The organism is Clostridium sp. OM05-6BH, assembly GCF_003481635.1.
In the GTDB taxonomy this organism is placed as follows: Bacteria; Bacillota; Clostridia; order Lachnospirales; family Lachnospiraceae; genus Butyribacter.
Genome location: NZ_QULH01000027.1, coordinates 1 through 26,731 on the forward strand (window position 1 = coordinate 1; position 26,731 = coordinate 26,731).

Here is a 26,731-nt window from a genome sequence, read left to right on the forward strand (position 1 = left end):
AAAAGATACCAACTTCTCTCATAATTAGCCTTAACTTAATGCCATTGCAGGAATCCCTGGCCCCATTCTTTCTCTCGCAAAGGAACTTTCCGTGCTGCCTTTCTTCAGAGATATGGAGGTCGGTGAACATGGTTTATCTGTGTTCCTCTCCAAACTCTTTAATGGAACTCTTTGGGCTCAGCACGATAAAAATGGAAAAATTATTAAAGATACTGTTTTGAAGTTTGATCTTCGTGGTGAGATGGGTGTGGTAGCTGAACTCGGCGGACAAGCCTTACCAGTTATTGCAAACGAATGTATTGTTCGTAGCTTCTTCTTTATCCGAAGATTTGCATTGGAACTCAAGAACTGCCATGTTTGCAATCTGTCAGATCTTTGTCATATTGACTGGAGTAGTGTTAAACCCGCCGGTAATCCTATGATTGCAAGGATGCTGACTGTGGCAACCGGAGTGTTTACGATGGTTGATGTTGGAGATGCCCTTGTTAGTCAGAAATATTGGGTTTCCATCAACTATGTAGGAATCGGACGGTTTGCTGTCGCTATTGGTGAAGATGTCAGCTGGGGATTAAAAGCCCGAAAAGTAAAAGATATTAAGGCAATGTACGAAAACATCCGCAAAAATACTTTCAGACAAGAGGATCAGCGGATTTATGAAAGGATTGGAAGCGGAATGCGTTCTGAAAAGTTGGGTTTAACTCTTGAGCAAACAGAGATACTGTATAATCTCGAATACCATGTTACTTTGAATGATATTCAAACAACTAAGATTCCAATCTGTGGGGAAAGTGTTCGTGGGCTGAAACTCCAATGGTTAGATGAGTGGCAATAAAGTATGACAAATGGTTTTGCGAGCTTTGTTCAGATTCCTGATGCAACATTACATTGGTATTCAGAACAGGAACTTCTTGCGAAAATAGACGCAAATTCTCCTACTGATACTTGGTTCCGTTTGACTTTGCTCGAAGCAATGCTCTTTGAACCGTATTATCCGTTGACGATTGAAACAGACAAAAAAGGCAATGCAACGCCGAGCAAGAAGTATTCTTCACTCCATAATCCTATCTGCGGATTTGACAAAGGAAACGCAGATCATTATCTTGATGAGATATTCCCTGAAACATATTATGCCAAGGGGTACATTAAGCGCCTGAGAAAATGTCACGGCAAAGTTATCCGTGAGCTGAATGAAGTTTTGAAAACAGCACTGACTTCTCTGGCGATCACGGCAGCGGTTACTATTGCGGCGATTGCTACAGCAGGTGCATTTGCTCCTTCGATTGCAGTTGCTTTGGTAGGCTCTAATTTTGCAGGACTTAGTGGTGCTGCCTTAACAAGCGCTTGCCTTGCATATCTTGGCGGTGGTGCTATTGCAGTTGGTGGTATGGGTATGGCAGGAGGAACGATTGCTATTGTCGGTGGTGGTGCTATTCTCGGCCTTGGTGTAGGTGCCGGTGTTGGCGGAGCAGTAGGAGCCGCAGGTGTTTTTGGCAAAAAGAATACCATCCTGCAATCTGCAAAACTGATGGTTTCTGTTAGAGAAATTTTTCTCAATGATGAGCATGATTTGGCATACTCCAATACAGTCTATGAACAGTATGTTCAGAACATCATGGAAATTGAAAAAGGGTTAGTGGAACTTCGTCTTCAGTATGATATTGCTAATGGAAAGGACAAGAAACTTCTGAAAGTTAAAATTAAGGAAGCAGAAGATTCTGTCGAAGCAATGAAGATAGCCAGAAAGAGTATGCTGAAATTCCAGAGTTCCTTTGAAACAGGATTAGAACCGAGTCACAAATAAATAACATCACAGAACGGAACTTCGTCTCAATTTGGGACGAAGTTCTTTTTCTGAAACGATTAAAAAATGGTGTAGCCAATATCACAGATATTGTTCGAAGGACCATAGGGAAGTTTACCCTGGCAAGTAGTTTTACGTAGATTGTTCCAGAGGGGAATCTGTAAAATTAGCAAAGTGGTATCACGTTGCCCTGCTTGCCAAGTTGTATTTCTTTGTATCACTTCGGACCAAGTTGGTCCGAGGTCGGAACCACAGACAGAAACGGAGGAAACTATTTGATCGCAGTAATTCACAGAGGACAAAAATTCAAAGAAACTTTGGAAGCCTTTCAGCAAAAACGAGCGGAATTTATCGCACAGGAAATCAGAAATTTCGATGCAGAAACCTAGTATGTGTTTCTGGAATGGATTCGTGGCAACGGCCACAAACTTGATAGAATAACTGGGATGGCGGTATGATATGAGCAGAGGTGACTACCCATGAAGAAACAGAGAAAAGTTGAAAAAGATAACCGTGGCGTTGCGATATACGCCCGTAAATCTCGAATCACCAACAAGGGTGACAGCATCGGTGTTCGGTTCAAACAATGTGTGGATTACGCCAAAAAGGAATTGGGATTGGATGAGGAGTACGAATTCTTACAATACGAGGACAAAGGACTCAGCGGATACTTTTCAGACAGACCGGATTTTCAGAGAATGCTGCATGATGTGCAGGACGGAAAATCAAAGTAATCGTATGTTACAAGCTGGATCGTGTCGGCAGAAAAACAGCAGACCTAATCCGTTTGATGGATTTCTTGGAAATGTACCATGTTAATCTCTTGATTTGCTCCAATGGTATCAATACTGCCAGCGGACTATATAAAATCTTTATTCAGATATTCGCTGTCATTGCGGAATTTGAAAGAGATACTCTGACAGAAAGAATTGTAGACAATATGATGGAACTTGCAAAGGACGGACGATGGCTCGGCGGCAATACACCGATGGAATTTACTGTCTGTCGTGTAACAACCGGAAGTGGTAAGGGAAAATCAGCATACAGCTACTTAGAAAGTCTGCCGGAAGAAAGACGCATGGTTCAGTGTTTGTACGAAATCTTCAGAACTACTCGCAGCATACAGAGTACTGCAAAACAGATGAATGAGGAAGGATTCCACACTCCTTCCGGTGCTGCATTTAACGCATCCACCACAAGACTGGTTTTGAGAAATCCTATCTATTGTACTGCTGATAAACGCAGCTATGATTATTTCATCGATCATGACGGCAATGTGTTTGGAGATATGTTAGAGTTTGACGGAACTCACGGATTGTCGGCTTACAATAAAACTGATCAGGAAAAGTATGAAGGCAGCGACAGCGCATTTATCTCTCCGAAATATGTTCAGACCATTGAAGGCAAGCCTGTTAGCGAGTGGATTATTGCGGTTGGTAAGCACGAAGGATTTATTCCAAGTGAACAATGGATTGAGGTGCAGGAACTTCTTGATGCGATTGCAGAGAAATACAATCGCCCTCACAGAAAGACCAACGCACTGTTGGCGGGGCTGGCGCATTGTCCTCACTGTGGCAGACGATTGAGTGTGATTCCTGAGTCCGACCGCTGGACGAACGGTAAACCTCGGTTCAAATATGTTTGTCCTGGTTATCGCAAAAAGGAATGTAATTTCAAAGCGGTAGATGGCGTTCTTCTGGACGAATTTGTGGTACAGCAGCTATCTGAACTATCAGATGAAAATAGCGAGCGTTTCAGAAGAATTCTGGAAATCAAGATTGAGGAAGTCTTGGAGCAGTCACAGACGGTACAGGAACACAATCTCATTAAAAAGAAACGTGACAAGATGAAAGCAGATATTGCTGCGCAGACAAGAAATCTACGTGAAGCAGATGGCAGCATCAAGCAATTTATTCAAGAGAATTTGTAAAATCTGGCTGAAGAATTGAGAGAAACGGAGCGGCAGATTTCAAAATTGGATGAGGGTAGAAAGAACAACATGATTGCCATCCGTGACTTGGAAATGACAAAAGAAAGGCTGCTCTCTTTTGCAGAGTATGCAAAAGATGCACAGCCGGAGGTTCTGGTCACATTGATCCAGACGATTGTAGAAAGAATTTATATCGTTGATAAAGATGATGAGCGTTTCTGCAACATTTTTATCAAAGGCTGTACAGACGAGGATTACACCGGCTTCTTCCAGACAGCCGGTTACATAGAGCAAAAAACTACCCCTGTGTGATTCGGAACAGTATTGCATATGCACCAAAATATAGACGTAAAGTAGCATATGGAAAATTGAAAGAAGACATACGTGATATTATTACAATGTTGTGCGAGAGAAAAGGTGTCAATATTGTAGAAGGAGAAGTGTGTCCGGACCATATTCATTTGTTGGTAGAGATTCCGCCAAAGATGAGTGTTTCATGCTTTGTTGGATATTTGAAAGGAAAAAGTACGCTGATGATATTTGAAAGGCATGCAAATCTGAAATATAAATATGGAAATCGTCATTTTTGGTGTAGAGGATATTATGTCGATACAGTAGGGAAAATGCGAACATATAGAAGAGTATATAAAAATCAATTACAAGAAGATTTAGAATATGATCAAATGACATTGAAAGAATATATTGACCCGTTTACGGGTGAGCCAGTAAAGAAAAATAAGTAATAAAAAGCCCAGGGGGCTTTTGTAAGTAGCTGATGTTGCGGTTGGCAGATTTAATTAGGCGAGTCTTTAGACTCAGGTACTGGCAAAGAGGCCTTATAGGCCGCAAGCAAACCACCGGCTAAGCTAGTGGTTGTGATTCAATTGTCAAATTACCGAGTGTTTAGCTTGACATTGCTTGTGCGTTATGATATATTATATGCATATTCTTTTTAGTTGTTTTGATTTTGTCCCTCTGAGAATGAGAAATGTAATGAAATTTTTTTGTATTCTTTTGGGGTGTTTCAGTTGTTGGATGATTTTCAATGTAATGGAAAATAGGATTAAAACATTAAAATTAATAGTGAACATGTGAAAAGAGGTATAGCTAAGGAGGAAGAGATGAAACTAGGAAAGAAGATAGTAGTAACCATAGGAGTATTATTATCTGCATTGTTATGTGTAAATATGATATTGTATACACCAGCATCAGCCGATGGGAATACGAAATTAAAGACATCAAAAAATGATATTAGTAGTGAAACGGTAAATATGCATCAAGGTGTTTCAATGTCATATGCACAGATTGTTCAAACATATTCTGATGAATATTCGGTATCTTTATATAGTGATAAGTGGAAGAAATTTAAATCACATGCGGAGATGGTTAAAAACTGTCAACTTGAAGATGAGAAAATACAGAGGATGTCAACAAATGAATTGTTTAATGTGGTAATGGCTTATCCGTTGTTAATAGATGTTTTTTTATATGATGATATTGATCAAGGGATTAAAAGTGTGTCGCAACAATATAATGGATTGCGTGAACTGTTAAAACGAGACGATTTGCAAGATGTATTATATCATAAATATTTGACCTATAGTAAAACAGAAGATGTAATTGATTATAATATATATACTGCTAATAGCATACAGAAGGCAATAACAGATAATCATATAAGCAAAAGAAATATATATATAGATTTCTTGAATGATAAAATACCACAGATAGAAAAAAGTATGTTAGATAATTACAAATATACGGATAAAGAAAGGCAGAAGATTATCAATAAGCAGGAATTATTGAATGATCAACAAAATGCTATAACTTTTGCTGCTGCACGTGCTGACGAGACTGTTATAGTCAAGACTCCTAAAGGGTCTAAAATTAAATGTAAAAGAAAAGCGTCTAATAAAAAAAATAGTACAAAAGATGTGGCCCAGCAAAAACTTGCATACCCACGTGCAACGTATGTTTCTACAGGGTATTCTAAGAATAATTGTCATGCATATGCATGGACAGGAAGACAAGACATATGGATGCAATCTCCAGTGCTGTATGTGTCAGATGGCAGTTATAAAGCCATTAAGGGACGCCCAAAGTCTAATGGACAAATAGCAGTATGGGGATCTTATACACACTCTGCCATTGTTACAAATTATGGAACACAGGATCCAACTGTGACATCAAAGTGGGGTGGTGGTCATATTTGGCGTTGTGGAGCAAGTTATTGTCCATATAATGGACCAATTTGCTATTATGGAAGATAAAGTATCACTTGAAATTACATATTATGTGTCTTATTAATAGGATTAAAGTATTAAAAAGTCCATTTTCATTATATATTTGTTTCGAGATTTGAACTATAATAGCTTGAAAAGTATGCACATCGCTGATAGATATTGTGGTTAAAGATTTCGAAAAATGATTTGTCAGATCATTTCAGACTATTTGATACTTTAATCTTAATAGGAATATAATGGAGTTTAGATGGTAAATTAGAAATAAATTAAGGAAGGGGCTAGCTAATATGAAACGAAGTCTTTTTGTAATGATTACAGTAGCAGCAATATGCTGTTTCGCAGGTTGTGCTCAAAAAGCCGAACACAAAACCGTCAAAGAGGAGAAGGCGGCATCAACTACTAGTGACACAACACAGTACAAATCGGAACCGAAGGGTGACATTGATGTATTAAAGAAAAGTTATCCGGACTGGATTAAAAATGGTGAGGTAAACTATCCATATACCTTGAAATCCCAAGAACTAAAAGAAGCAAAATCCTATAACGAACGGACGAAACTTGTAAATGTACCGCAGGAGATAACAGAGAGCTGCAGTACAGCAGAATTATTGCATTTGATTGAGGAATATCCTTTATTAGATTTGAGTTTGTATGATACGATGGACATTGCGGTGGAAAATTATCGGAACGTGAATACAGCGTTTGATGAATTTTTCCAGAGGGAAAATGGACCGAAGGAGGCCTTGAACGCATTGCAGCAAAATGCAAAAAATCTTTCTGCTATTAAAGACCCGGAAGTATATAAACGTACACTGGATGGAATGCAATTAGAGCTATATGTGGTGCTTTCTGCGCATGGCTATGAAAGTCTCGGAGCAAAGCAGGCAGCTAATGTGAAACAAATAGTTACACAGATGAAAGATGCGATAGAACGGGATCAAGCGAACGCATCCACTACAAAAATTGACATTGATAAGTTAATTACCGACAAAAGGTGGACAAAGGAATTATCATAAATGCCGAATGGACCGTTATGTCCCATTGATTTCTGCGGCTACTCATGCTATGATTATTGATACTGGTGCAACGGAACGTAGTATTCGCTGTACGAGCCGGATGGACAAAGCGTGTCTGTCCAAATAGATTTGGAAAAGAGGTTGCATATGTACTACATACTGAATCAGATCATGAATCCGAATCAGATCGCAATGATCGGAGTATTGGTAGCGTTTATTTTGACATTTTTGGGATTGAAATTCCCATTTTCTTTTTTGCCGGTGGATCATGGACGTGAATTTGCCGTTAATGGTGCGTTATCTAAGGGAAAGACCCGTGGCGTTGGTTTGACCTTCGTATGCAGTTTTATTATTAGCTGTGTTTTGTTTATGCCAATGGACAAAGAGTATATTATTTATTGCATTCTTTTGTTTGCAATGATGCTCAGTGGTTATTTGGATGATGCGGCTAAGACACCTTGGAGTGACTATAAGAAAGGCGCGATAGATCTCGTGCTTTCGATCATGACCGTAGTGACGTTCCTTAATTTTAACCCATCGGTATTGCATATTGGTTCTGCGAAGTTTGCACTGCCAATGCCGGTATACTTCATTTTGGCGATTATTTTGCTGTGGGTGTCCATTAATGTGACGAACTGTTCTGATGGAGTGGACGGGCTGTGTGGTAGCTTGTGCTGTGTTGTTATCGCAGCATTTGCCGTACTTTTCCCGCAGGCACTTGGGAACTATGTGATCGCTGCTCTGCTTTTTGCAGCAACACTTTTAGCGTACCTTTGCTTTAATTCAAAGCCGAGTACAATGTTAATGGGAGATGCCGGTTCAAGAGCACTCGGATTCTTCGTTGCAGTGCTTGCGATGAAGAGTGGTCATCCGTTGATCTACATTTTGCTGGCGTTAGTGCTCATTATTGATGGCGGTCTTGGTTTGGTCAAAATCTTTTTGCTTCGTTTCTTAAAGATTCATGTGTTAAAAAACACACTGACACCAATTCATGACCATGTCCGCAAAAATAAAGATTGGTCAGACACACAGGTTGTATTCCGCTTTGTGATCATACAGGTTATGTGCGTTGTGGCAGCATATGTGTTGCTGACGTTACTTGGTTAATAATTCGTCAAAGCGTTTTATACCAAATACTCAAACTTCCCATACCTCAAATCCTTCTTAATCACATATTGCTTATTATGTCAGCAATAAATAAACTATTTTGCAGCCAGTAGTCTGACTTGTTCTGCCGGCAGCGAACTAAGATAATTGCCGCAGAACGCAGAGTTTTTGGGTGATTTCTTATTTTGTTAAGTCTCTGATGAATACATGCCTGAAGGATTGCCTGAGATGTCCCGGTTTAGCAAGGTATCATCCATTTTTGGACGGGACGCTTTCGCTACGATGCGCTACGTCGCGGTACTTAATGTCTCTGAAATACGAGACACAAGTAACGACGAGCGCAAAGTCCCTTTCAAAAATGATGATTACCTTGCTTCCGGGACTTTGAGTTTCCGAAGGGCATGTAAATCAATCATCAGAGACAACAAAATCTAGAAATCACCAAAAACGTAAATGCGGCAAGGCAATTACTATAGTTCTCTGTCGGCAGAAACCGCTATGTTGTGGCTGCAAAATTTTTAGTATTCTTTGACATAATAAGCAATATGTGGTTTTGCAATAGCTTCCGGTATGGGAAGTTTGAGTCAAATATTAATAAATGCGCTCGGATGCGAGTTCGATGATAGGATACCGTTTTGTTTCGCCATGCTTGTTCTCGGCTTTGATATAGCCGCGTTCCAAGTCTTCCGGCAGATAAAACGGTATTATTTTTTCGGAAAAGGCAAGTTCCAGTTCTTCGCAGACAGAGCGGTATCTTTCCTTTTCCAAAGTAAGTAATGCGGTATCGGGATCCAGCCAAAATACAAATTCTTGATTTTGTAAACGTGAGGAGATGAGGTCGTGCAGCAGAGTGATGATCTCGTCTCCCTTTTTAGTGCCATATTTTTTACAATAAACGCGATAGGACTTGTGCTTCGCAAAGTGCATTACGACAACGCGGTATTCCTTGGGGAGATCGACGGGAGTTGTTCTTTTTTCTTTCTTGCTCATAAATATTACCTAACCTTTCTGTGCCTTCTGTTATTAATAGTATAGACAACTGAGAACATACACAATCAAGCCTAATAGAAATCACTGTAAAAGGTTTGTAAAACTTGCTATTATTCTCTATTTGGGCTAAAATTAGCCTTATGCGACCATGGTTTGAAAGCTGGGAGGAAATAAATGTTGTACATTTTTATGGCGTTATATGCCGAGGCAGCACCGTTCATTGCACAGATGAAATTGAAACGTGTGAATGACAGTGGAAAATTTGTGCTTTATCAGGATGAAGCCGGGGAGGCGATATTGGCGGTTACAGGTCCGGGCAAAGTAGAAGCGGCGGTGGCGGTAAGTTATGTGTGTGCTAAATATGGGACAGACGAATCGACATTTATATTGAATATAGGAAGTGCGGCGGGAGCACCAAACTGTTCTGATGAGCATGTGCAATCGGTCGAGCGTTCAGAGCTAATCGGGCAATGGTTTATTGGAAATCAATTGGTGGATGGCGATACAAAACGTACATACTATCCGGATATTTTATATCGTCACCCATTTGCAGAAGAGGGAATTGAAACGGTCAGCATAGTGCGTAGACCCGACGAAATGAAGCAAATGATTCGTATGGATGCGTCTGTGAATGGTGGACAGAAGAGCGGATCCTCATTAAAAATCAGGTTGTGTGATATGGAGGCAGTTGGCGTATATCAGGCTGCTGTCCGGTTTGTGGGACAGCACCAGATGGCTTTCTTAAAAGTAGTATCAGATGTCGGTGTTGATAAGCGTATGACGGCAGAGGATTTACAGCACTTCTTTGCGGACAGTGCAGAGAAAATATGTACGTGGATAGAAGATGTGCGTACACTTAGCCGTTCTTGGAAAGTGGAAAAGGTTGGTGCGAAAGAGCAGGAAATTTTGCAATTGCTATGTGATCAGACACATGCTTCCGTGACGATGCGTTTACAGATGGAACAATTGCTGCGATATTGTACACTGGCAAATATTCCGTACGAGGAAATGATCCGTGGCGATCTGGCAGAGCAAACGCTTTGCTGTCGTGACCGCAAAGAAGGGAAGGCATATTTTGAACAGCTCAAAGAACGATTGTTATATCAATAACATGCAGTCGATACCTGCATGTGAGCCGACAGGGCACAATCATGATCCGATTGTCAGGGAAACGGGACAGTCGACCATGTTTTCACATATTTACGTAGAAGCCGCAGTTAGAAATCATCCGCGCACACAGAGGATATTACAACAGTTTTTGAAGGCGCAGGTGATTTCCATCACACATTATAAAGATGTATTTTGCCGCAAAGGGCAGCAGGTGCATTTACAGCACGGGTCCAAAGCGCTGATCATTGCTCGCAAAGATGGACAGTTATTGTATGAGGGTGCGGAGGTGTGTCAGAGTTTTGGTAACGAATATTTTTATTATACGTCCTGCGTGATGAACTGTATTTATGATTGCGAATACTGCTATTTGAAAGGAATGTATCCAAGCGGTAATTTGGTGATATTTATAAATATTGAGGATATTTTCGCGGAATTGGAAACGTTGCTTGCTAAGCATCCGGTGTATTTATGTGTTTCGTACGATACGGATTTGCTGGCACTTGAAAATATTGCCGGTTTTGTGAAAAAATGGGCAGAGTTTACGGTGGAGCATCCGAAGCTTCGGATTGAAATTCGTACAAAGTGTGCACGGACAGATTTGTGGAAGGAGCTGCCGGTCTGTGATCGAGTGATCTATGCGTTTACGTTATCACCGGAAGAAATCACCGCTTGTTATGAGCACGGCACGCCGACGTTAGCTGCACGCGTTGCAAGTGTAAAATTGGCGGGCAAAATGGGTCATCCGGTGCGGTTGTGCTTCGATCCGATGATCTATTATCCACATTATAAAGAAGTGTATCGCAGGATGCTTGGTGAAGTATTTGCGCAAATAGATACAGATCATATTGTAGATGTCAGTATGGGATCGTTTCGTATCTCCAAAGATTATCTCAAAAATATGCGACGTCATGATGTGCTTTCGCCGGTGGTACAGTTTCCTTATGAAAATATAGACGGTGTGTACCAATATCCGGACAAGCTTCGACAGGAAATGGAAGGATTTTTGCATAAAGAGTTGTGTAAATACGTGGAAGAAGAGCATATTTTTTGCTGGGATCAGATATAAACGGAAAGGATGAAAAGATATGTATACATTTGACAGCAGAGTTCGTTATAGCGAGACGGATGAGAACGGAAATTTATCGTTGGAAAGCTTGATTGATTATATGCAGGATTGTACCAATTTTCAGTCGGAAGATTTGGGAGTTGGCTTAGAGTACCATCGACAAAAGAATATAATGTGGGTGCTTAATTTTTGGCAGATCGTGATCGATGAATATCCGGCGATGGGTGAGAATATTACGGTGGGAACGCAGGCTTTTGGCTTTGAAAAGATGTTTGGTCATCGTAATTTTTTGATAACGCATCAGGGGGAGCCGGAGCATCGTATCGCAATTGCCAATTCTTTGTGGGTGCTGATGGATCTGAAAAAGGGGCGTCCGATGATCGTAACGCCGGAAATTGGGGATGTATATGGTATACATGAACCACTCCCGATGGATTATGCATCACGTAAGATTAAAGTGCCAAAAGATGGCGGAAAAGAGTGTGACCCGTTTTTGGTACAGGAGTATCATTTAGATACGAATCACCATATGAACAATGGGCAGTATGTGCGTATGGCACGTGCGTCTTTGGAACGGGAGATCACGGTGCGAGAGCTGCGTGTCGAATACCGCAAACAGGCGATGCTTGGAGATCAGATCACGCCGGTGATCTATGAGACAGAGGAATACTGTATGGTGTCATTGAATGGCGAGGACGGGAAACCTTATGCAGTTGTGCAGCTTTTTGAACGGTAAAAAGATAAGGCACAGCGACGAGAAAAACGATAAAGCGCAGTGATGAGAAAAATGATAAGGCGCAGCGATGAGAAATATGGAGGCATACGAATGAAGGAATGGAAATGTGGTATTCGGGATGGAATCCCGATTGCTTTAGGATATGTGTCGGTGAGTTTTACCTTTGGACTGATGGCAGTACAGGCAGGACTTAGCTGGTGGCAGGCAGTATTGATCTCGCTGTTGAATGTAACGTCGGCGGGACAGTTTATGGGATTAGATATTATGGTAGCAGGGGGTGCTTATGTAGAAATGGCATTGGCACAGCTTGTCATCAATTTGCGTTATGCGTTAATGTCCATTTCGCTATCCCAAAAAGTGGACAGCAATTTTAAGACGGGAAGCAGATTGTTTTATGGATTTTTTATGACCGACGAAATATTTGGTGTGGCAGCAAGCAGAAAAGGTGAAGTACACCGCAGCTATTTTGGAGGACTCGTCACATTGCCGGTGATCGGCTGGGTGTTTGGAACGTTTGCCGGGGCAGTGTTAGGTGGCGTGCTGCCTCCTCTATTGCAGTCGGCGATGGGAATTGCTATTTACGGAATGTTTTTGGCGATCATCATCCCACAGGCGAGAGATGATCTGCGTTATTTGCGAGTTATTGTGATCGCGGTAGTGCTTAGCTGCTGTTTCCGATATATGCCGGTGTTTGATCAGGTGTCTTCCGGATTTGCAATTATAATTTGTGCTGTAGTGGCATCTGCAATAGGTGCTGTTTTGTATCCGATTGATGAGGAAGGAGGCGAGGAAGCATGAGAGATATTCCAATGCATTATTTTTGGATGTCATTGCTCGTGATGGCAGGAGTTACTTATTTGATCCGTGCAGTTCCATTTACGTTGTGCCGTAAAAAAGTAGAGAATCGTTTTGTGAAGTCTTTCCTCGCATACGTTCCTTATGCGGTGCTGGGGGCAATGACATTTCCGGCTATTATTTATTCAGCGGATAAGATTGCAGCCGGTGTGGCAGGTACGGTTGTGGCGCTAATCATGGCATATCGGCGAAGAAGTCTGCTTACCGTAGCGCTGGCGGCGTGTGCGGCGGCGTTCTTGGTGCTGCTCATTGTGTGATATGAAAAAAGCAGTCGATCATAAATGAAAGACTGCTTTAAATCATATCCTTTATTGCTTTGTGTGAAGATTTAACTGATTGTCTATGTCCCGTCCGGCATACATTACTCTAAGTATTGTTACAACCTTTTTATCGCTATCTGGAATATAAAGTACCACATAATTGTCTACTGGTAATACACGAAGTCCACGACTTTTCCACGGTTCGTTTTCATATTTTCGATAACGCTCTGGCATCGTATCCAGATTTAATATCTGTTCCTCAAGACGGTCAAGTTGTCCGCTTGCATTTTCTGGCGATTGTAATTCAAAAGCAATATATTCAAAAATTCCTCTCAAATCACTGTCAGCCTGTTTGGATACTTCTACTTCATATATCATAAGCCATAATCCTTGCGAATGTCAGCAAAGGCTTTCTTCGCATTTTTTGTCCGTCCAGCCTGCATATCCGCATATCCTTTTTCCAATTCTTCATTTAACTCTGCTTCTGATAATGTGCTGATGTCAACAGGTTTGGCAGATGGTATTTTTACCTCAAACGGAAGTCCTCTCTGTAAGATAATCTGTTTATAAAACATATTGATAGCACTGGAAGCAGGGATGCCAAGTGTAGACAGGATACTTTCTGCTTTTTCTTTGACATCTGGTTCAATCCTTGCATATAAATTTGCTGATTTTGTAGCCATATAAAACATCTCCTTTCGTGAGTAGTATTTCCATCTATCTTTATTATATGCAAATGTCCGCACAATAGCAATACTAATCATCACTTAAAAGCATTATGATGAAAGAACCTGTGCCGGAATACAGCAATTAGTACGATGATGCCTATTAAGATTCCTGCTGCAATGACATAAAGGAGAGTATAGGATTTTCGGTAGGGAAGGGCTATACTCCCAACGGCATTAGAATCGAGATGATTTCATCTTCTTTTGGCGGCCAAATTGCTTTTCCCTGATCGTTATCTGTTTCTGATACCCATTCAAAAGAGTTTGCTTTTGGTGCCAAAGATGCTACACCATGTTCGCCATTAGCGGTTTTATAGGGGACTTGCCATCCATAGGAACTCAAAATTATTTTATCAAAATTTTTATTTTGTTTATAGTATTCGGATATTAAAAAATATTCTGTAGATGACAGCGTATATGCTTTGCTATATTGATATTCTTCTCGTCCGAGGCAAGTTTCTGCGTCTGAAATGGTCTCTGTTTTGGAACTTCCTTCTTGATTGGCTTTTTTTTCTTTTTCTAGTACAATTTTAATTTTATTCAAATCGTTTCTTTGCACCTTTTTCTTGTTTGCAAAAATATTCTTTACTTGTTGCCGGATGGATTCGCTGGCAGAAACAGGTACGCTATTATTTAATACAAATAGTGATATCACTAATATAAAACATAATCTTTTCATGACTTGTACATTCCTTTCCTAATAACTTTTCACGCATTATATTGTGGCAGCAAAGTTACTTTAGAACAATTTTCCTCAAATTCCTCTTAAATTATATTACCACCTTTTCGGAAAAAACCGCCATGGAAGTTTGAACGGTGTATGTATTTTTCGTGTGCTCTCCGCATAAGATGAAACAGACTTATCCAGTGGGAGGACGACGAGATGGATGACAAGATAGAGGAGATACTCGCGCAGTATCCGGTACAGATTGAGAGCAGAAAAAGAATTCGTGGGGCAATTCTGCTGGAGACCAGAGAAGGGCAGTATTTGTTGCGAGAATATAATGGCTCTGCCAGCCGCCTTGAGCGAGAAGAACGCATCAAGGAGAGTTTGATGAGTCATGGTTATCGTAAAGTGGACAAAGCGCTGGCCAATAAACAAGGGGAACTGTTGACACGTGATGGTTCGGGAAATATTTGGCTTATGAAGCGTTGGTTTGCCGGGAGGGAGTGCGATCTAAAGGACGCAAAACAGGTGTGCAGAGCGATGTCTCATTTGGCGATGCTGCATTTATGGATGAGTGAGCAGCAGGAGGATATTCGTACACAGCAAACTGAAAATGCGGAGGAATTGGCATCTAGCGGCAGGGAAACGGATCTTGGCGGGGAGGAATTGCAGGCGGCGGAAGTGACAGCGTTTACGCCGATCGATTTTTTTGGACGACGCAACCGGGAATTAAAACGTGTACATACATATATTCGCAAAAAAAGAAGAAAGAATGAAATGGAACTTGCGCTTTTAGATGCATTTGCCCATTACTATGAGCAGGGCTGCGAGGCAGAGCAGTTGGAGACTGCAGAGCATAACTATGATTATTTGCAGCGGGAAGCAGCAGAACAAGGCAAGCTGATGCATGGAAGCTATAATTATCACAATATTGTATTTCAAGGACGGGAAGTGGTCACATCCAACTTTGAGAACGCCAAAGTGGGGATACAGATTATGGATTTATATGGTTTCCTGCGCAAAACCATGGAGAAGAATGGATGGAAACAGGATTTGGGACGCCGCATGATCGCCTCTTATGAGGAAAAACGTTCGCTGTCGGAGGAGGAGAGGCATTTGTTGTATACACTTCTTCTATATCCGGAGAAGTATTGGAAACAGTGTAACTTCTATTATAATGGGAAGAAATCATGGATGTCGTCAAAGAGTTATGAGAAACTGTTGCGCATACGCGGGCAGGAAGAGGGGCGGATTCAGTTTCTGGAAATGATAAAAGACGTTTTATTTTAATGCTCATTTTGTCTGTGCTCTTTGAGGAGATTTTTTCTGTGATGCGACAGAATAAGGAATATTATAGATATAAACACGAGCAATATTCCAACGGCTGCAAAGAAGAGTTGCAGAGATTTACTAACGTTATGTTGTGGTTTCTGTTTCAACGAGGATTGCATTTTTGTCGGAGCGTATGTCTTAGTTGCGGGTGTTGCCGTGGAGAATGACAACGCTCCGAAATTTTTTAAGTGATCTGCAATGTACTGTATCTTTGCATCGTAGGTCTTCTTGGCAAAGCTTTTTTCTTCGTTTGTGTAAGAGATGTCACCTTGCCCATCTATATAGGCGAGTGTGTTTTTGGCATTCTCGATCATAACAACGTCACCACATTCACCGACGCCAAGTACGTAAAATATAGCAGGGGTATCCGCTTTTGACATCTTATTTAAAGCGTCGGTTTGTTCGCTTTGTCCTTCTATGGACATCTGCCAGTCTCCATTTTCTTGAGATAAGGAAAAGATACCGATGATATTATGTTTATAATAAAGTGGGTAATTTACGGCAGCGTCTTGGGTGCTTTTCTTTACATCAAAATAAAAGAACGGATCACCGATCGTTATGGATGCTGCAGAAATACGGGAATTTTTATAATCGTCTTCTAATAATAGAGGGATCCAGTCATTGATTTCCTGTTTCATCTTGTTTTTGGCATAGTGATTTAGCGTGTGACGGATTGTTTGGTACGCTGAGCGGCAGGAAGAGCCGGAGTCTGTTGCTTGGGCAGCAGCAGATTTGGGTAAATAAAGTAAGCTTCCGGCCAGCAATATAATACTAATCTGTAATAATAGCTTCTTTGTCATCATGATCGTATACCCCCTTCTTAAGTCATGAATTTTATGGTTTCTAATATCATACATCCATTAGTCTTTTGATCAAACTCGCAAATCCGCTCTTGCAGAGCTTATTCGCTTGTTTCAAAAGCTTATTTGCTTGTTATATTTATATTACCATTTGTGCTGCAAAAACCGCCGCATCATGTGAGGGCTCTGTCGGAGTTTGCAGATTTGCATTTTTTGGCGATTCAAAGTTCAAATGGTGTATGTTAATTGTGCGTAAGGTCTTTTATTTTGGGTATCTCTGTGGTAATATAAACATTGCGGGTAAAATTGGATGGAGTGATTATCATGCTTAACGGTCTATACATCACAGGCCGTGAGTGCATGGAAGATTGCGTAAAAAGAAACACAGATGGAGGAGCAATTGAAGAACAGTAAGAAAATATTGCTTTTGATGATGTGTTTGCTGTGCGTATGCATGCTGACAGCGTGTACCGTGAAACATCGTCGACAGCGTAACAGTGTTTCTGCGACAGGATCGCCGGTGAACACGAAGACGTTGACCGGAGTGGTGACCGGACAGGATGTAGAGAAACAGAATATTACCGTGCGAGAGCTTGATAGCAATCTGGAATCGGTACTGTATTACGACTCTACCGCAGCGGTTACAAACAAATTTGGAGAGACGATCTCGGCAGAGCAAATAACAACGGGCGAGATTTTGGAGTTGGCATATCGTACTTCAGATACACTGCTGGTGTCGGCGGCGGTACCGGAGGATGTATGGGAGTATGACGAAGTGGATTCCTTTTCTTTTCGGGCAGAAGAGAATATGATGCGTTTTGCCGATAAAAAATATCAATACTCAGCCAATACGTATATTTCATCGTCCGGGCAGCAGATTGCACTTGCAGAGCTTAATCAAGAAGATACGTTGACGGTGCGGGGCGTAGGCATACATGTCTATTCTATTACACGAACAGCGGGGCATGGTTATGTTCGACTGACCGGATATGAGGACTTTACAGGCGGCATGGTTGAGGTTGGTAACCGTATTATTCTGCCGATCGCAGATAATATGTTGATCACGGCACCGGCAGGCATTTACCGAGTAACTTTGTGCAAGGGAGTGTCGATTGCCAGCAAGACAGCGACGGTGCAGCAGGATCAGACGGTAACCGTTGATTTTTCGGATTATGTGTCTACGGCGAAAGATATTGGAACGGTTACGTTTGATATCGAGCCGGAAGGGGCAGACTTGACGATCAACGGGACAACGGTTGACTATTCACAGCCGGTTGCATTAAACTATGGAGAGTATAAGATCACAGTTGCCATGACAGGGTACGAAACCTATAGTGGTACGCTGGATGTTGAAGATGCATCGGTACCGGTGCATATTGATCTGATCGAGGAGCAAGCGACGGTAAATAACAGTGCGACAGCGACACCTGCGGCAAGTGCGGCGGGAGATAACAACAGCACTTCAAGCTCGACAACGAGCGATTCGTCAAGCAGTTCATCGACAGACAGCAGTGCGACGTCCAAGAAAGTGGACAGTTCGCATACGATCACGGTAACGGCACCGCGAGGTGTTGAAGTATATTTAGATAATGTGTATAAAGGGTTGGCACCATGCAAATTCAAGAAGGTGATAGGCTCGCAGACAGTAACTTTGAGCCAGACCGGGTATGTGACGAAAAGTTATTCGATTGATATTTTGGATGATGATGAGGATGTCACGTTGAAGTTTGCAGACTTGGTGAAAGAAACCAGTAGTCGATAAGGGTAGGGAAAGGAACAGGTAAGAACAAGGCACAAGCAGGAGGATGTAAGCAATGGATTACAAGAAGATTTATGAAGCATGGTTGGCAAATCCTTATTTTGATGAGGAGACAAAGGCTGAGCTAAAAGCAATCGCAAACGATGATGGAGAGATCAAGGAGCGTTTTTACAAGGATCTTGAGTTTGGTACTGCCGGACTTCGTGGAGTGATCGGTGCAGGCACGAATCGCATGAATATTTATACGGTGCGTAAAGCAACGCAGGGGCTTGCAAACTATATCAACAAAGCAGGTAAGGCAGCACAGGGTGTTGCAATTGCTTTTGATTCTCGTCATATGTCACCGGAATTTGCAGATGAGGCGGCACTTTGCCTGGCAGCAAATGGAATTAAGGCGTATGTGTTTGAATCTCTTCGTCCAACACCAGAGCTTTCCTATGCAGTGCGTGAATTGAAGTGTGTTGCCGGTATCAACATTACAGCAAGTCATAATCCGCCAGAGTATAATGGTTACAAGGTATATTGGGAAGATGGTGCACAGATCACACCACCTCATGATACAGGAATTATGGATGAAGTTAAGGCTGTTACAGATTATGCGACAGTAAAGACGATGGACAAGTCCGATGCAGTGGCAAAGGGATTGTACGAGCAGATCGGTGCTGCTATCGACGACAAATATATTGAAGAGTTAAAGAAACAGGTTATTCATTGGGATAGCATCAAAGAGGTCGGTAAAGATCTTAAGATCGTATATACACCACTTCATGGAACCGGTAATATCCCGGCAAGACGTGTATTGAAAGAGATCGGTTTTGAGAATGTATATGTTGTTCCGGAGCAGGAACTTCCGGATGGAGATTTCCCAACGGTAAGTTATCCAAATCCAGAGGCAGCAGAAGCATTTGAGCTTGCACTGAAACTGGCGAAAGAGAAAGATGCAGATCTTGTATTGGCAACAGATCCGGATGCAGACCGTTTGGGCGTTTATGTCAAGGATACCAAGAGCGGAGAGTACATTACTCTGACCGGTAATATGTCAGGCTGCCTGCTTGCAGATTATGAGATCTCTCAGAAGAAGGAGACAAAGGGTCTTCCTGCAGATGGCAAATTGATCAAAACGATCGTTACTTCGAATCTTGCGGATGCGATCGCAGAATACTATGGCGTTGGTTTGATCGAAGTATTGACCGGATTTAAATATATCGGACAGCAGATCCTCGGTTTTGAGACGACCGGTAAAGGTGAGTATCTGTTTGGTTTTGAGGAAAGCTATGGCTGCCTGATCGGAACACATGCGCGTGACAAAGATGCGATCGTTGCTACGATGGCTCTTTGCGAGGCTGCAGCATATTATAAGACCAAAAATATGACTTTGTGGGATGCAATGCTTGCCATGTATGAGCGTTACGGATACTACAAAGACGGTGTGAAGGCTGTGACAATGAAGGGTATCGAAGGACTGGAGAAGATTCAGGAGATCATGAATGAACTTCGCACGAATCCACCAAAAGAGTTCTGTGGATACAAGGTAGAGTCTTTCCGTGATTATCAGGCAGATACGATCACAGACATTGCGAGCGGAGAGGTTAAGCCTACCGGCCTGCCAAAGTCGAATGTACTGTATTTTGATATGAGCGACAAGGTATGGATGTGTGTACGTCCATCCGGTACAGAACCAAAGATCAAGTTCTACTTTGGTGTAGTTGGAGAGTCTCTGGAAGATGCAGACAAGAAGTCGGAAGAGATGGCAAAAGCAGTAGATGCATTAGTGGCTTCTCTGTAAAAATGTAAGAATTAAGGAATACAAATGCCTCCTGGCGCATATAATCACAAGGGTATGTATTACGTGATGATATGCAAAGGAGGTATTTTTTGTGTCGGGAATTGTCAGTATTCACAACCGTTTGTATACATATTATGACTTAGAGCGTGATCTGCAGGAGCTTGCCATTTGCTATCCGGATTCCACGGAATTGACTTCGCTTGGTCAAACATTAGATCACCGGCAGATATATTGCTTGCGGCTACATGGAACAAAAGGTTTCACAAAGCATGCCGTGGTATTTCAGGCGGCAATGCATGCAAGGGAGTGGAAAAATGCGCAGCTTTTGATGATGATGGCAGAACGTTTTCTTCGCTGTTATGGGGAGGATATTCTTTGGGAGGGGATTCCATATCGGCAATTGCTGCGGCATTATGATGTCTATATATTGCCGATGGTCAATCCGGATGGCGTTCAGATCAGCCAATTTGGCTCCGAAGGCATTATCGATCCGGTGCTTCGGCAGGAATTACAGGAAAAGATCGCGACACAGAGAGAGGCAAGACGCTGGAAAGGAAATGCGAAGGGAGTTGATCTCAACCGTATTTTTACGGAAGAAGCGTTAGATCAGCCGGAAAGTATCGTGCTGCGTGATCTTGTCAACGCAGTATCACCGCAGTTGACAATAAATTATCATTCTACCGGACAGGTTATTTTTTACCGACAGTTTTTTACGGCATTAGAATACATGAGCAGACGCACCGGATATCCCCTTGTGTTAGAGACCGGAAAGCCCGTTGGATCATTTGGAGATTATTTGACAGAGCAGGGTAAAAAGTGGTGTACGATCGAGACGGGAGCGTGGGAAGCACCGGTGGGACATATGCAGATCTATGCTTGGTGGATGCGTCAGAAAAGCCTGCTTCCGCTTGTTCTTGCATCGCTTTTATGCTAAAATGGAAATACTAAAATTGCCTTTGAATGACCGATGGTCATTCCCGGGAAAATACAAATTATGGGGGAAGACGTATGCAGGAAAAAATGGATCAGTGGATCAACTGGGTGGAGTATGATGAGCTGCTAGCCGGTCATCATAATGCACCGCATAATTTATTGGGTTTACATGAATTTGGCAAAGGACAGGTGTTTACGGTATATCGTCCGGAAGCGCAGAAGATTACTGTGACGGACAAGAATGGCAAGCACGCATTAGAACTGGAAGAGATACAGGAAGGCAGTGGATTTTTTGGAAAATACGTGCCGGATCATAAGTACAAAAAACCGTATCTTTTACATATTCAATATGGAGAAAATGATATTGTAACGACAGCGGATCCATATTCATTCGATCCGCAGCTTTCGAATGATGATCTGTATTTATTTGCGGAGGGAAATCACTATAATATTTATGAAAAATTAGGCGCACATCCTCGGACGATCGATGGCGTAAAGGGTGTGTATTTTGCCGTTTGGGCACCACATGCAAGAGCGGTCAGCGTTGTGGGCGATTTTAATATGTGGGATGGCAGACTGCATTTGATGCGTACGTTAAATGTGTCCGGTATTTATGAGATTTTTATTCCGGGTGTAAAGACCGGGGCTGTGTATAAATATCAGATCTTAACTCGTACCGGAGAGATCTTGATGAAGTCAGATCCGTACGCTAACTGTGCTGAGTTGCGTCCAAATAACGCATCTGTTGTGGCAGATCTGAATGTATATCATTGGAACGATCACCGCTGGATGCATGACCGTGCCAAGGAGACCAGACAGTCTCTGGGGCAGAAGCCGATGGCAATCTATGAGATGCATTTGGGTTCTTGGAGAAAACGTGTGGAAGATGATGATAATGGATTCTTCTCCTATCGAGAGCTTGCGCCAATGATCGCGAAGTATGTCCATGAAATGGGATATACACATGTTGAATTAATGGGTATTGCAGAGCATCCGTTTGACGGCTCTTGGGGATATCAGGTGACGGGATATTATGCTCCGACCAGACGATATGGCAATCCGGATGATTTTATGTATTTTGTAGATTATATGCATGACAAGGGGATTGGCGTGATCTTGGACTGGGTACCGGCACATTTCCCGAAAGATGCGTACGGACTTGGTATGTTTGACGGACAGCCATTGTATGAGCATCCGGATCCAAGACGTGGAGAACATCCGCATTGGGGTACATATATCTTTAATTACAATAAGCGTGAGGTCAGCAATTTCCTGCTTGCCAATGGTTTGTTTTGGATGAAAAAGTTCCATGTAGATGGACTGCGAGTAGATGCTGTAGCGTCTATGCTGTATTTGGATTACGGTAAAGATGATGGCGAGTGGCTGCCAAACGAGGATGGCGGTAATGAAAATTACGATGCGATCAACTTATTCCGTCATATGAACAGCGAATTTGAGAAGCAGGTACCGGGCTGCATGATCATTGCCGAAGAGTCTACAGCTTGGCCAAAAGTCAGCACAAGTGTGCGCGATGGAGGTCTTGGATTTACATTCAAATGGAATATGGGCTGGATGAATGATTTCTTGGAATATATGCATATGGATCCATTGTTCCGTTCCGGTAATCATGGTAAGCTGACATTTAGTATGGATTATGCGTATAGTGAGAATTTTATTCAGGTATTGTCGCATGATGAGGTTGTTCATGGTAAGGGATCAATGATCAACAAAATGCCGGGAGAATTGGATGACCAGTTTGCTAACCTGAGAGCAGCATATGGCTTCATGTATGGACATCCCGGTAAGAAGTTATTGTTTATGGGACAAGAATTTGCACAATATCGTGAGTGGAGCGAAAGCCGCAGTCTGGATTGGTATTTGCTTGGTGAAGAGCGCAACAAACAGATGCAGGCTTATGTGAAAGCATTGAATGCACTGTATCGCAAAAATGAAGCGCTGTATGTGAATGATTATGATATTATGGGCTTTGAGTGGATGAGCTGTCTGAATGCAGATCAGAGTACGGTATCTTTCGTGCGCCGAGGTAAAACGACGAAGAAACAGCTTCTCTTTGTATGTAACTTTACTCCGGTGAAAAGAGAAGATTTCCGGGTGGGTGTTCCATGCAGCGGAGAGTATTCGTTGATCCTGACGTCGGATGATAAAGCATATGGTGGAACCGGAGTGCGCAATGCGAAGAAGGTGACAGCGGACAAGATTACTTTTGATGGAAGAGACTATTCGATCAAAATGACACTGCCTCCATTATCTGTTACAGTATATCAATTTGATTATAAGTAAGAAGTGTGCTATGATAACACAGTATGCGTAGCTGTCAATGGCTGGTATATAGAATGAACAGATGGAGGAATTAAGATGGATTACACATGGAATGTAATGCCGGTATACGGTGTATCAACATGGGTCATAGTAATGCTCGTTGTTATTGTGTTGTTGATTGCGGCGTTGGTTGCGTTAAGTATTTATGGTAAGAAACTGCAGGACAGACAGGAAGATTCACAGAGACAGTTGCAGGAGGCTGCACAAAGTGCCAAGCTTCTGGTCATTGATAAGAAAAAGATGAAGTTCAAAGATTCGGGACTGCCGCCAATGGTGCTTGAACAGGTGCCGAAGTATATGCGCGGACGCAAGGTGCCGATCGTCAAAGCAAAGATTGGTCCGAGAATCATGTCTCTTATCTGCGAGGACAAGATCTTTGATCTGATTCCGGTTAAGAAAGAGATTCGTGCGACGATCAGCGGAATTTACATTATGGATGTAAAGGGACTTCACAACAATTTAGAGCATGCACCTAAGGGCAAGAAAAAGCTTGGTGAGCGTATGCGTGAACGTGCTGAGAAGAAGTCAAAAGAACTGAATCAGAAACGTGCAGAACTTGAAAAAGACAACAAAAAGAAAAATAAATAAGATTTCAAACATGGAACCTGCAAGGTATGTAATGTACTTTGCAGGTTTTTTTTGTTTTAAAAGCGCTGGCTTTGCTTTTTTACAGTATAGAAAAATGCTCGTAACGTAGAGGGAAAGAAAAGCAAAGGCGGCAGAAGGCAGATTTGCAGAATGTTCAGACAATGTCAAGGAACTGCAGGTATGCATTTCGAATTATATTTCGAAGATGTTTGCAAGCGGTAATTTGACAGAGTTACAGTCAGAGCAGACGGCGGGGTTATTATGCGTATCTAATAATATTGAGAGAATCGCTGACCGTTGTGATGAGATTGAGCAGTCCTATCTGCTGATGAAGAAACATGGAAATAAATTGTCGGAAAAGGCTGTCGAAGAGCTGCGAGAGTGTATGCAGCTTTCCACCAAGCTCTTTGATGATGCGATTGCAATCGTGCTGCAAAAGAACAATCCAATCACAGACTTATCGACCAAACAAATCCGAGATATTTACAATGGAAAATATCCAAAATGGTCTGATATCAATTAAGCGATCGGCTTGTTATTGATCAATATTTCCATAGCGTATTTGCCGAGACTATTTCCGCCCATCTGAAGTTCATACTCAATGGCAGTATAGAGATCCGGTTCACCTTCCAGTTCTAGTTCCTTTATGGTGTCCGGATCGTTTGTCATCTGTACCAGACCAGTGTTGAGCACCATTTGCAAAGCTCCGTAAGGTGTGTCATAAAAACCGCGGAAAACATCATCATTGCGAAATTCCATGGTAGAATTGATGGTACCTTTCTTGATCAAGATTACTTCTTCGTCTCTTATCTTAAGAAGATTTTTGGTGCGGTCTCCAGGGTCTGAGGAGACGGTTTCTTCGTAGGAAAATACATGCCAGTCACCGACTTTACGGTATTTTGCCGGATATGTATTTATAATTCCATCACCATCTTCGCTGTCTAATTGTTCCATTCGTAATGTCAATACTACGTTATTATCCAAAAAAGTATCCTCCTTGTTGTTCTCTGAGGCTTATTAATATCCATCAATTAGCCTTTTTATTAAACTCGCAAATACGCTCTTTCAGAGCTTATTCGCTTGTTTCACAAGCTTATTTGCTCGTTAATGAGCCCAGAAAAACAAATGTCTGCTTCACAGCCGCTTGTTTTTCTCTGAGGCTCATTATATCACAAATTCGCAACGCAAGGGAGCTTGTTTCAACACCTATTTGACTAGTGAGAGGTAATCCAGTCATAGATGCCGGAGTGAAACGAGACCTTGGGAGAAGGCGATGGAGAGGACGGTTTTTGCGTTGGCGCCGGAGAGGAAGCTGAGCCGGTCGTGCGTTGCTTTGATCCCAGAGAGGGAGTGGCTGTAAGGCGGTTATATTCTTCTGTGGTTATATGCCGCTTCAACTTTTGTTTAGAGTCTTCTGGGACTACAGCCGTAGTCTCGTCAACGAAACAAAGACATGGAAATAGCACACACCACCAGTTACGGCCTTCAGATTTGCCAATTTCCACACAAAGTGCACGATACGTTCCCGGTGGAAAGGTCAAATCGCCATATTGTTTGGTTGGAAAATAGCGATCTTCCAGTGACACAGATACCGGGTAGGAAAAACCGTGTGAGCGAATCACTTTTTCAGCAGTATTCATAATATAATCTTTTTCGGCGCAGATTCGCTGTTCTGCTTCTTGTGGATCTGCTGCATTTGCCAAATCTTGCTGCAGCTCGTTAATAATGGCATCTCGTACTTGATATTTCAATGTTTGATCGGCAGTCGAATTGCTATTGGCAATGACGTGCAGTCGAATCATACTATCGACAAGATCAGTCGATGGGGAATTTATCTGATGAGCCTTGGCCTTTGCTTGTTGAGAATGGGTGAAGCTGGTATGTACAGCGTTTGCATTTACTGCACGCAGTCCGGTCAACAATGTAGCGAAAGACACTGTAAAAAGCAACAGTAATGCAACAGCTTTGCTATAGCGTCTCCTGCGGTCAGTGTTTTGAGGCTGTTGCAGCCGAGTGGAAACGCGCGTAAGAATGGTGTCTGTATCAGATAAGTTATGGTAAAACATAGTAATCCTCCTGTCTTTTTTGATCCTGTAAATCTAGGGAAGCCCTAGCATCATATTGCAGGTATCATGTTGGTGTCGCGAAATTCGTTCGCTTTGTGCAAGGTGATCAATCTTGCTTTCAATGACAGCATTCCCATATTTTTCCGTGTTATACAGAAAAAGTCAACTCAAATTCTCAATGCCAGAAGATTTTACAAGTCCATATAATAGGAAATATATGGCAGATATAGATAACAGTAGCATTTGGTATGGAAAATGCAAGATAATATGATATTCATTTACTATGTTATTGAAGTAGGGGGAGGGACGAATTGAATTGGGTGACTGGAATTAGGATTTTGGGAAATTTAGCTTGCCTATTTGTGCTTTTTTTATGGATATATGTTTTGCTCTCAATGTTCCAGTTATTTAATCATTTTCATGATGATTAAGGTGTTAAAAGGTTTGAATTTTCCTTGCGAGTATTTTGTGAATCTTCAACCAGATATCCATCAATTTCGCATCTCAAAAGGGGCGAGGGTTTTTTTATATAGATGATCAGATATGTCCAAATTCTTAAGAATTATTAAGATTATGCTGCTATTGTTGACAAGGTAATAGATTTATGGTGTACTAAAGATG

General features: G+C 41.9%; 27 protein-coding genes and 1 pseudogene. 21 read left to right on the forward strand and 7 right to left on the reverse strand.

Annotation, left to right across the window (positions count from 1 at the left end; genetic code table 11):
- The first annotated feature begins 112 nt into the window (after positions 1-112).
- The 9 genes and pseudogenes from DXB73_RS13275 (at position 113) to DXB73_RS13305 (ending at position 8,097) form a co-directional block, all read left to right on the forward strand.
- Positions 113-832 carry a hypothetical protein gene (locus tag DXB73_RS13275; protein ID WP_118691442.1) on the forward strand — a complete coding sequence of 240 codons (720 nt, stop codon included), beginning with the start codon at positions 113-115 and terminating at the stop codon, positions 830-832.
- Positions 833-835: 3 nt separating this feature from the next.
- Complete coding sequence (locus DXB73_RS13280) at positions 836-1,801, forward strand: hypothetical protein (protein ID WP_118691443.1); 966 nt, start codon at positions 836-838, stop codon at positions 1,799-1,801.
- Positions 1,802-2,280: 479 nt separating this feature from the next.
- Positions 2,281-2,711 (forward strand): annotated as a pseudogene (locus tag DXB73_RS14990) (recombinase family protein); the annotation flags it as partial.
- A 168-nt stretch (positions 2,712-2,879) separates the two neighbouring features.
- Entirely contained in the window at positions 2,880-3,731 is an 852-nt protein-coding gene (locus DXB73_RS14995) for a recombinase family protein (RefSeq protein ID WP_243104168.1), read from the forward strand.
- 15 nt (positions 3,732-3,746) lie between these two features.
- Positions 3,747-4,043: a hypothetical protein gene (locus DXB73_RS15000; RefSeq protein ID WP_243104165.1), complete on the forward strand. Its 297-nt coding sequence runs from the start codon at positions 3,747-3,749 to the stop codon at positions 4,041-4,043.
- The gene (gene tnpA, locus DXB73_RS13290) at positions 4,040-4,474 is read left to right on the forward strand and encodes an IS200/IS605 family transposase (RefSeq protein ID WP_118691444.1); all 435 of its coding nucleotides are present in this window, start codon (positions 4,040-4,042) and stop codon (positions 4,472-4,474) included. Before DXB73_RS15000 ends, tnpA begins: the two co-directional genes overlap by 4 nt.
- 378 nt (positions 4,475-4,852) lie before the next feature.
- The gene (locus tag DXB73_RS13295; RefSeq protein WP_118691445.1) at positions 4,853-6,001 is read left to right on the forward strand and encodes a hypothetical protein; all 1,149 of its coding nucleotides are present in this window, start codon (positions 4,853-4,855) and stop codon (positions 5,999-6,001) included.
- A gap of 260 nt (positions 6,002-6,261) precedes the next feature.
- Positions 6,262-6,990 carry a hypothetical protein gene (locus tag DXB73_RS13300; RefSeq protein WP_118691446.1) on the forward strand — a complete coding sequence of 243 codons (729 nt, stop codon included), beginning with the start codon at positions 6,262-6,264 and terminating at the stop codon, positions 6,988-6,990.
- Between the two features lie 147 nt (positions 6,991-7,137).
- Positions 7,138-8,097, forward strand: coding sequence for a phospho-N-acetylmuramoyl-pentapeptide-transferase (locus DXB73_RS13305; protein ID WP_118691447.1), 960 nt, complete (start codon positions 7,138-7,140; stop codon positions 8,095-8,097).
- 591 nt (positions 8,098-8,688) lie between these two features.
- Here DXB73_RS13305 and DXB73_RS13315 read toward each other — a convergent pair.
- Positions 8,689-9,087, reverse strand: a complete 399-nt coding sequence (locus DXB73_RS13315) for a hypothetical protein (protein ID WP_118691449.1) — start codon at positions 9,085-9,087, stop codon at positions 8,689-8,691.
- A 174-nt stretch (positions 9,088-9,261) separates the two neighbouring features.
- Between DXB73_RS13315 and DXB73_RS13320 the strand changes: the two genes are divergently transcribed.
- From DXB73_RS13320 to DXB73_RS13340, 5 genes are all read left to right on the forward strand, one after another.
- Positions 9,262-10,197 carry a hypothetical protein gene (locus DXB73_RS13320; protein ID WP_118691450.1) on the forward strand — a complete coding sequence of 312 codons (936 nt, stop codon included), beginning with the start codon at positions 9,262-9,264 and terminating at the stop codon, positions 10,195-10,197.
- Positions 10,163-11,263 carry a spore photoproduct lyase family protein gene (locus DXB73_RS13325; RefSeq protein ID WP_022024441.1) on the forward strand — a complete coding sequence of 367 codons (1,101 nt, stop codon included), beginning with the start codon at positions 10,163-10,165 and terminating at the stop codon, positions 11,261-11,263. The genes DXB73_RS13320 and DXB73_RS13325 overlap by 35 nt, the downstream gene beginning before the upstream one ends.
- 19 nt (positions 11,264-11,282) lie before the next feature.
- Entirely contained in the window at positions 11,283-11,999 is a 717-nt protein-coding gene (locus DXB73_RS13330) for an acyl-ACP thioesterase domain-containing protein (RefSeq protein WP_118691451.1), read from the forward strand.
- 90 nt (positions 12,000-12,089) lie between these two features.
- Positions 12,090-12,797, forward strand: a complete 708-nt coding sequence (locus DXB73_RS13335) for an AzlC family ABC transporter permease (RefSeq protein ID WP_022024443.1) — start codon at positions 12,090-12,092, stop codon at positions 12,795-12,797.
- Positions 12,794-13,111 (forward strand): AzlD domain-containing protein, encoded by a 318-nt coding sequence (locus DXB73_RS13340; protein ID WP_022024444.1) that lies wholly within the window; start codon positions 12,794-12,796, stop codon positions 13,109-13,111. The genes DXB73_RS13335 and DXB73_RS13340 overlap by 4 nt, the downstream gene beginning before the upstream one ends.
- 51 nt (positions 13,112-13,162) lie before the next feature.
- Here DXB73_RS13340 and DXB73_RS13345 read toward each other — a convergent pair whose 3' ends face one another.
- From DXB73_RS13345 to DXB73_RS13355, 3 genes are all read right to left on the reverse strand, one after another.
- Positions 13,163-13,492, reverse strand: a complete 330-nt coding sequence (locus DXB73_RS13345) for a type II toxin-antitoxin system RelE/ParE family toxin (protein WP_118507687.1) — start codon at positions 13,490-13,492, stop codon at positions 13,163-13,165.
- A complete protein-coding gene (locus tag DXB73_RS13350) occupies positions 13,489-13,797 on the reverse strand; it encodes a type II toxin-antitoxin system RelB/DinJ family antitoxin (protein ID WP_118507690.1) in 309 nt (102 codons plus the stop codon). The genes DXB73_RS13345 and DXB73_RS13350 overlap by 4 nt, the downstream gene beginning before the upstream one ends.
- Before the next feature lie 202 nt (positions 13,798-13,999).
- Positions 14,000-14,518 carry a hypothetical protein gene (locus DXB73_RS13355; protein WP_118691452.1) on the reverse strand — a complete coding sequence of 173 codons (519 nt, stop codon included), beginning with the start codon at positions 14,516-14,518 and terminating at the stop codon, positions 14,000-14,002.
- 204 nt (positions 14,519-14,722) lie between these two features.
- On the opposite strand from DXB73_RS13355, the gene DXB73_RS13360 reads away from it, so the two are divergent.
- On the forward strand, positions 14,723-15,796 hold the full coding sequence (locus DXB73_RS13360; RefSeq protein WP_118691453.1) for a hypothetical protein: 1,074 nt from the start codon (positions 14,723-14,725) through the stop codon (positions 15,794-15,796).
- Here DXB73_RS13360 and DXB73_RS13365 read toward each other — a convergent pair.
- Positions 15,793-16,641 carry a hypothetical protein gene (locus DXB73_RS13365; protein ID WP_118691454.1) on the reverse strand — a complete coding sequence of 283 codons (849 nt, stop codon included), beginning with the start codon at positions 16,639-16,641 and terminating at the stop codon, positions 15,793-15,795. The genes DXB73_RS13360 and DXB73_RS13365 overlap by 4 nt on opposite strands.
- Positions 16,642-17,038: 397 nt before the next feature.
- Here DXB73_RS13365 and DXB73_RS13370 point away from each other — a divergent pair, with 397 nt between their 5' ends.
- From DXB73_RS13370 to DXB73_RS13395, 6 genes are all read left to right on the forward strand, one after another.
- Positions 17,039-18,400 carry a PEGA domain-containing protein gene (locus tag DXB73_RS13370; RefSeq protein ID WP_182448364.1) on the forward strand — a complete coding sequence of 454 codons (1,362 nt, stop codon included), beginning with the start codon at positions 17,039-17,041 and terminating at the stop codon, positions 18,398-18,400.
- 52 nt (positions 18,401-18,452) lie between these two features.
- A complete protein-coding gene (locus DXB73_RS13375) occupies positions 18,453-20,183 on the forward strand; it encodes a phospho-sugar mutase (protein WP_022024453.1) in 1,731 nt (576 codons plus the stop codon).
- Between the two features lie 91 nt (positions 20,184-20,274).
- A complete protein-coding gene (locus DXB73_RS13380) occupies positions 20,275-21,117 on the forward strand; it encodes a M14 family zinc carboxypeptidase (protein ID WP_022024454.1) in 843 nt (280 codons plus the stop codon).
- A gap of 74 nt (positions 21,118-21,191) precedes the next feature.
- Entirely contained in the window at positions 21,192-23,417 is a 2,226-nt protein-coding gene (glgB, locus tag DXB73_RS13385; RefSeq protein WP_118507236.1) for a 1,4-alpha-glucan branching protein GlgB, read from the forward strand.
- A gap of 75 nt (positions 23,418-23,492) precedes the next feature.
- On the forward strand, positions 23,493-24,044 hold the full coding sequence (locus DXB73_RS13390) for a hypothetical protein (RefSeq protein WP_243104158.1): 552 nt from the start codon (positions 23,493-23,495) through the stop codon (positions 24,042-24,044).
- Positions 24,045-24,267: 223 nt separating this feature from the next.
- Positions 24,268-24,567 carry a hypothetical protein gene (locus tag DXB73_RS13395; RefSeq protein ID WP_243034681.1) on the forward strand — a complete coding sequence of 100 codons (300 nt, stop codon included), beginning with the start codon at positions 24,268-24,270 and terminating at the stop codon, positions 24,565-24,567.
- On the opposite strand, the gene DXB73_RS13400 is transcribed toward DXB73_RS13395, so the two are convergent.
- Positions 24,564-25,028, reverse strand: a complete 465-nt coding sequence (locus DXB73_RS13400; RefSeq protein ID WP_118691456.1) for a DUF1934 domain-containing protein — start codon at positions 25,026-25,028, stop codon at positions 24,564-24,566. The genes DXB73_RS13395 and DXB73_RS13400 overlap by 4 nt on opposite strands.
- 230 nt (positions 25,029-25,258) lie before the next feature.
- A complete protein-coding gene (gene spoIIR / locus DXB73_RS13405; protein ID WP_118691457.1) occupies positions 25,259-26,110 on the reverse strand; it encodes a stage II sporulation protein R in 852 nt (283 codons plus the stop codon).
- Positions 26,111-26,731: the final 621 nt, after the last annotated feature.

Coding starts and splice junctions, on each gene's coding strand:
- DXB73_RS13305 (WP_118691447.1), top strand. CDS start 7,138: ATGTACTACATACTGAATCAGATCATGAATCCGAATCAGATCGCAATG.
- DXB73_RS13360 (WP_118691453.1), top strand. CDS start 14,723: ATGGATGACAAGATAGAGGAGATACTCGCGCAGTATCCGGTACAGATT.
- DXB73_RS13365 (WP_118691454.1), bottom strand. CDS start 16,641: ATGATGACAAAGAAGCTATTATTACAGATTAGTATTATATTGCTGGCC.
- DXB73_RS13275 (WP_118691442.1), top strand. CDS start 113: ATGGAGGTCGGTGAACATGGTTTATCTGTGTTCCTCTCCAAACTCTTT.
- DXB73_RS14995 (WP_243104168.1), top strand. CDS start 2,880: ATGGTTCAGTGTTTGTACGAAATCTTCAGAACTACTCGCAGCATACAG.
- DXB73_RS13330 (WP_118691451.1), top strand. CDS start 11,283: ATGTATACATTTGACAGCAGAGTTCGTTATAGCGAGACGGATGAGAAC.
- glgB (WP_118507236.1), top strand. CDS start 21,192: ATGCAGGAAAAAATGGATCAGTGGATCAACTGGGTGGAGTATGATGAG.
- DXB73_RS13355 (WP_118691452.1), bottom strand. CDS start 14,518: ATGAAAAGATTATGTTTTATATTAGTGATATCACTATTTGTATTAAAT.
- DXB73_RS13345 (WP_118507687.1), bottom strand. CDS start 13,492: ATGATATATGAAGTAGAAGTATCCAAACAGGCTGACAGTGATTTGAGA.
- DXB73_RS13340 (WP_022024444.1), top strand. CDS start 12,794: ATGAGAGATATTCCAATGCATTATTTTTGGATGTCATTGCTCGTGATG.
- DXB73_RS13320 (WP_118691450.1), top strand. CDS start 9,262: ATGTTGTACATTTTTATGGCGTTATATGCCGAGGCAGCACCGTTCATT.
- DXB73_RS13390 (WP_243104158.1), top strand. CDS start 23,493: ATGGATTACACATGGAATGTAATGCCGGTATACGGTGTATCAACATGG.
- DXB73_RS13280 (WP_118691443.1), top strand. CDS start 836: ATGACAAATGGTTTTGCGAGCTTTGTTCAGATTCCTGATGCAACATTA.
- DXB73_RS13350 (WP_118507690.1), bottom strand. CDS start 13,797: ATGGCTACAAAATCAGCAAATTTATATGCAAGGATTGAACCAGATGTC.
- DXB73_RS13375 (WP_022024453.1), top strand. CDS start 18,453: ATGGATTACAAGAAGATTTATGAAGCATGGTTGGCAAATCCTTATTTT.
- DXB73_RS13335 (WP_022024443.1), top strand. CDS start 12,090: ATGAAGGAATGGAAATGTGGTATTCGGGATGGAATCCCGATTGCTTTA.
- DXB73_RS13295 (WP_118691445.1), top strand. CDS start 4,853: ATGAAACTAGGAAAGAAGATAGTAGTAACCATAGGAGTATTATTATCT.
- DXB73_RS13300 (WP_118691446.1), top strand. CDS start 6,262: ATGAAACGAAGTCTTTTTGTAATGATTACAGTAGCAGCAATATGCTGT.
- DXB73_RS13315 (WP_118691449.1), bottom strand. CDS start 9,087: ATGAGCAAGAAAGAAAAAAGAACAACTCCCGTCGATCTCCCCAAGGAA.
- spoIIR (WP_118691457.1), bottom strand. CDS start 26,110: ATGTTTTACCATAACTTATCTGATACAGACACCATTCTTACGCGCGTT.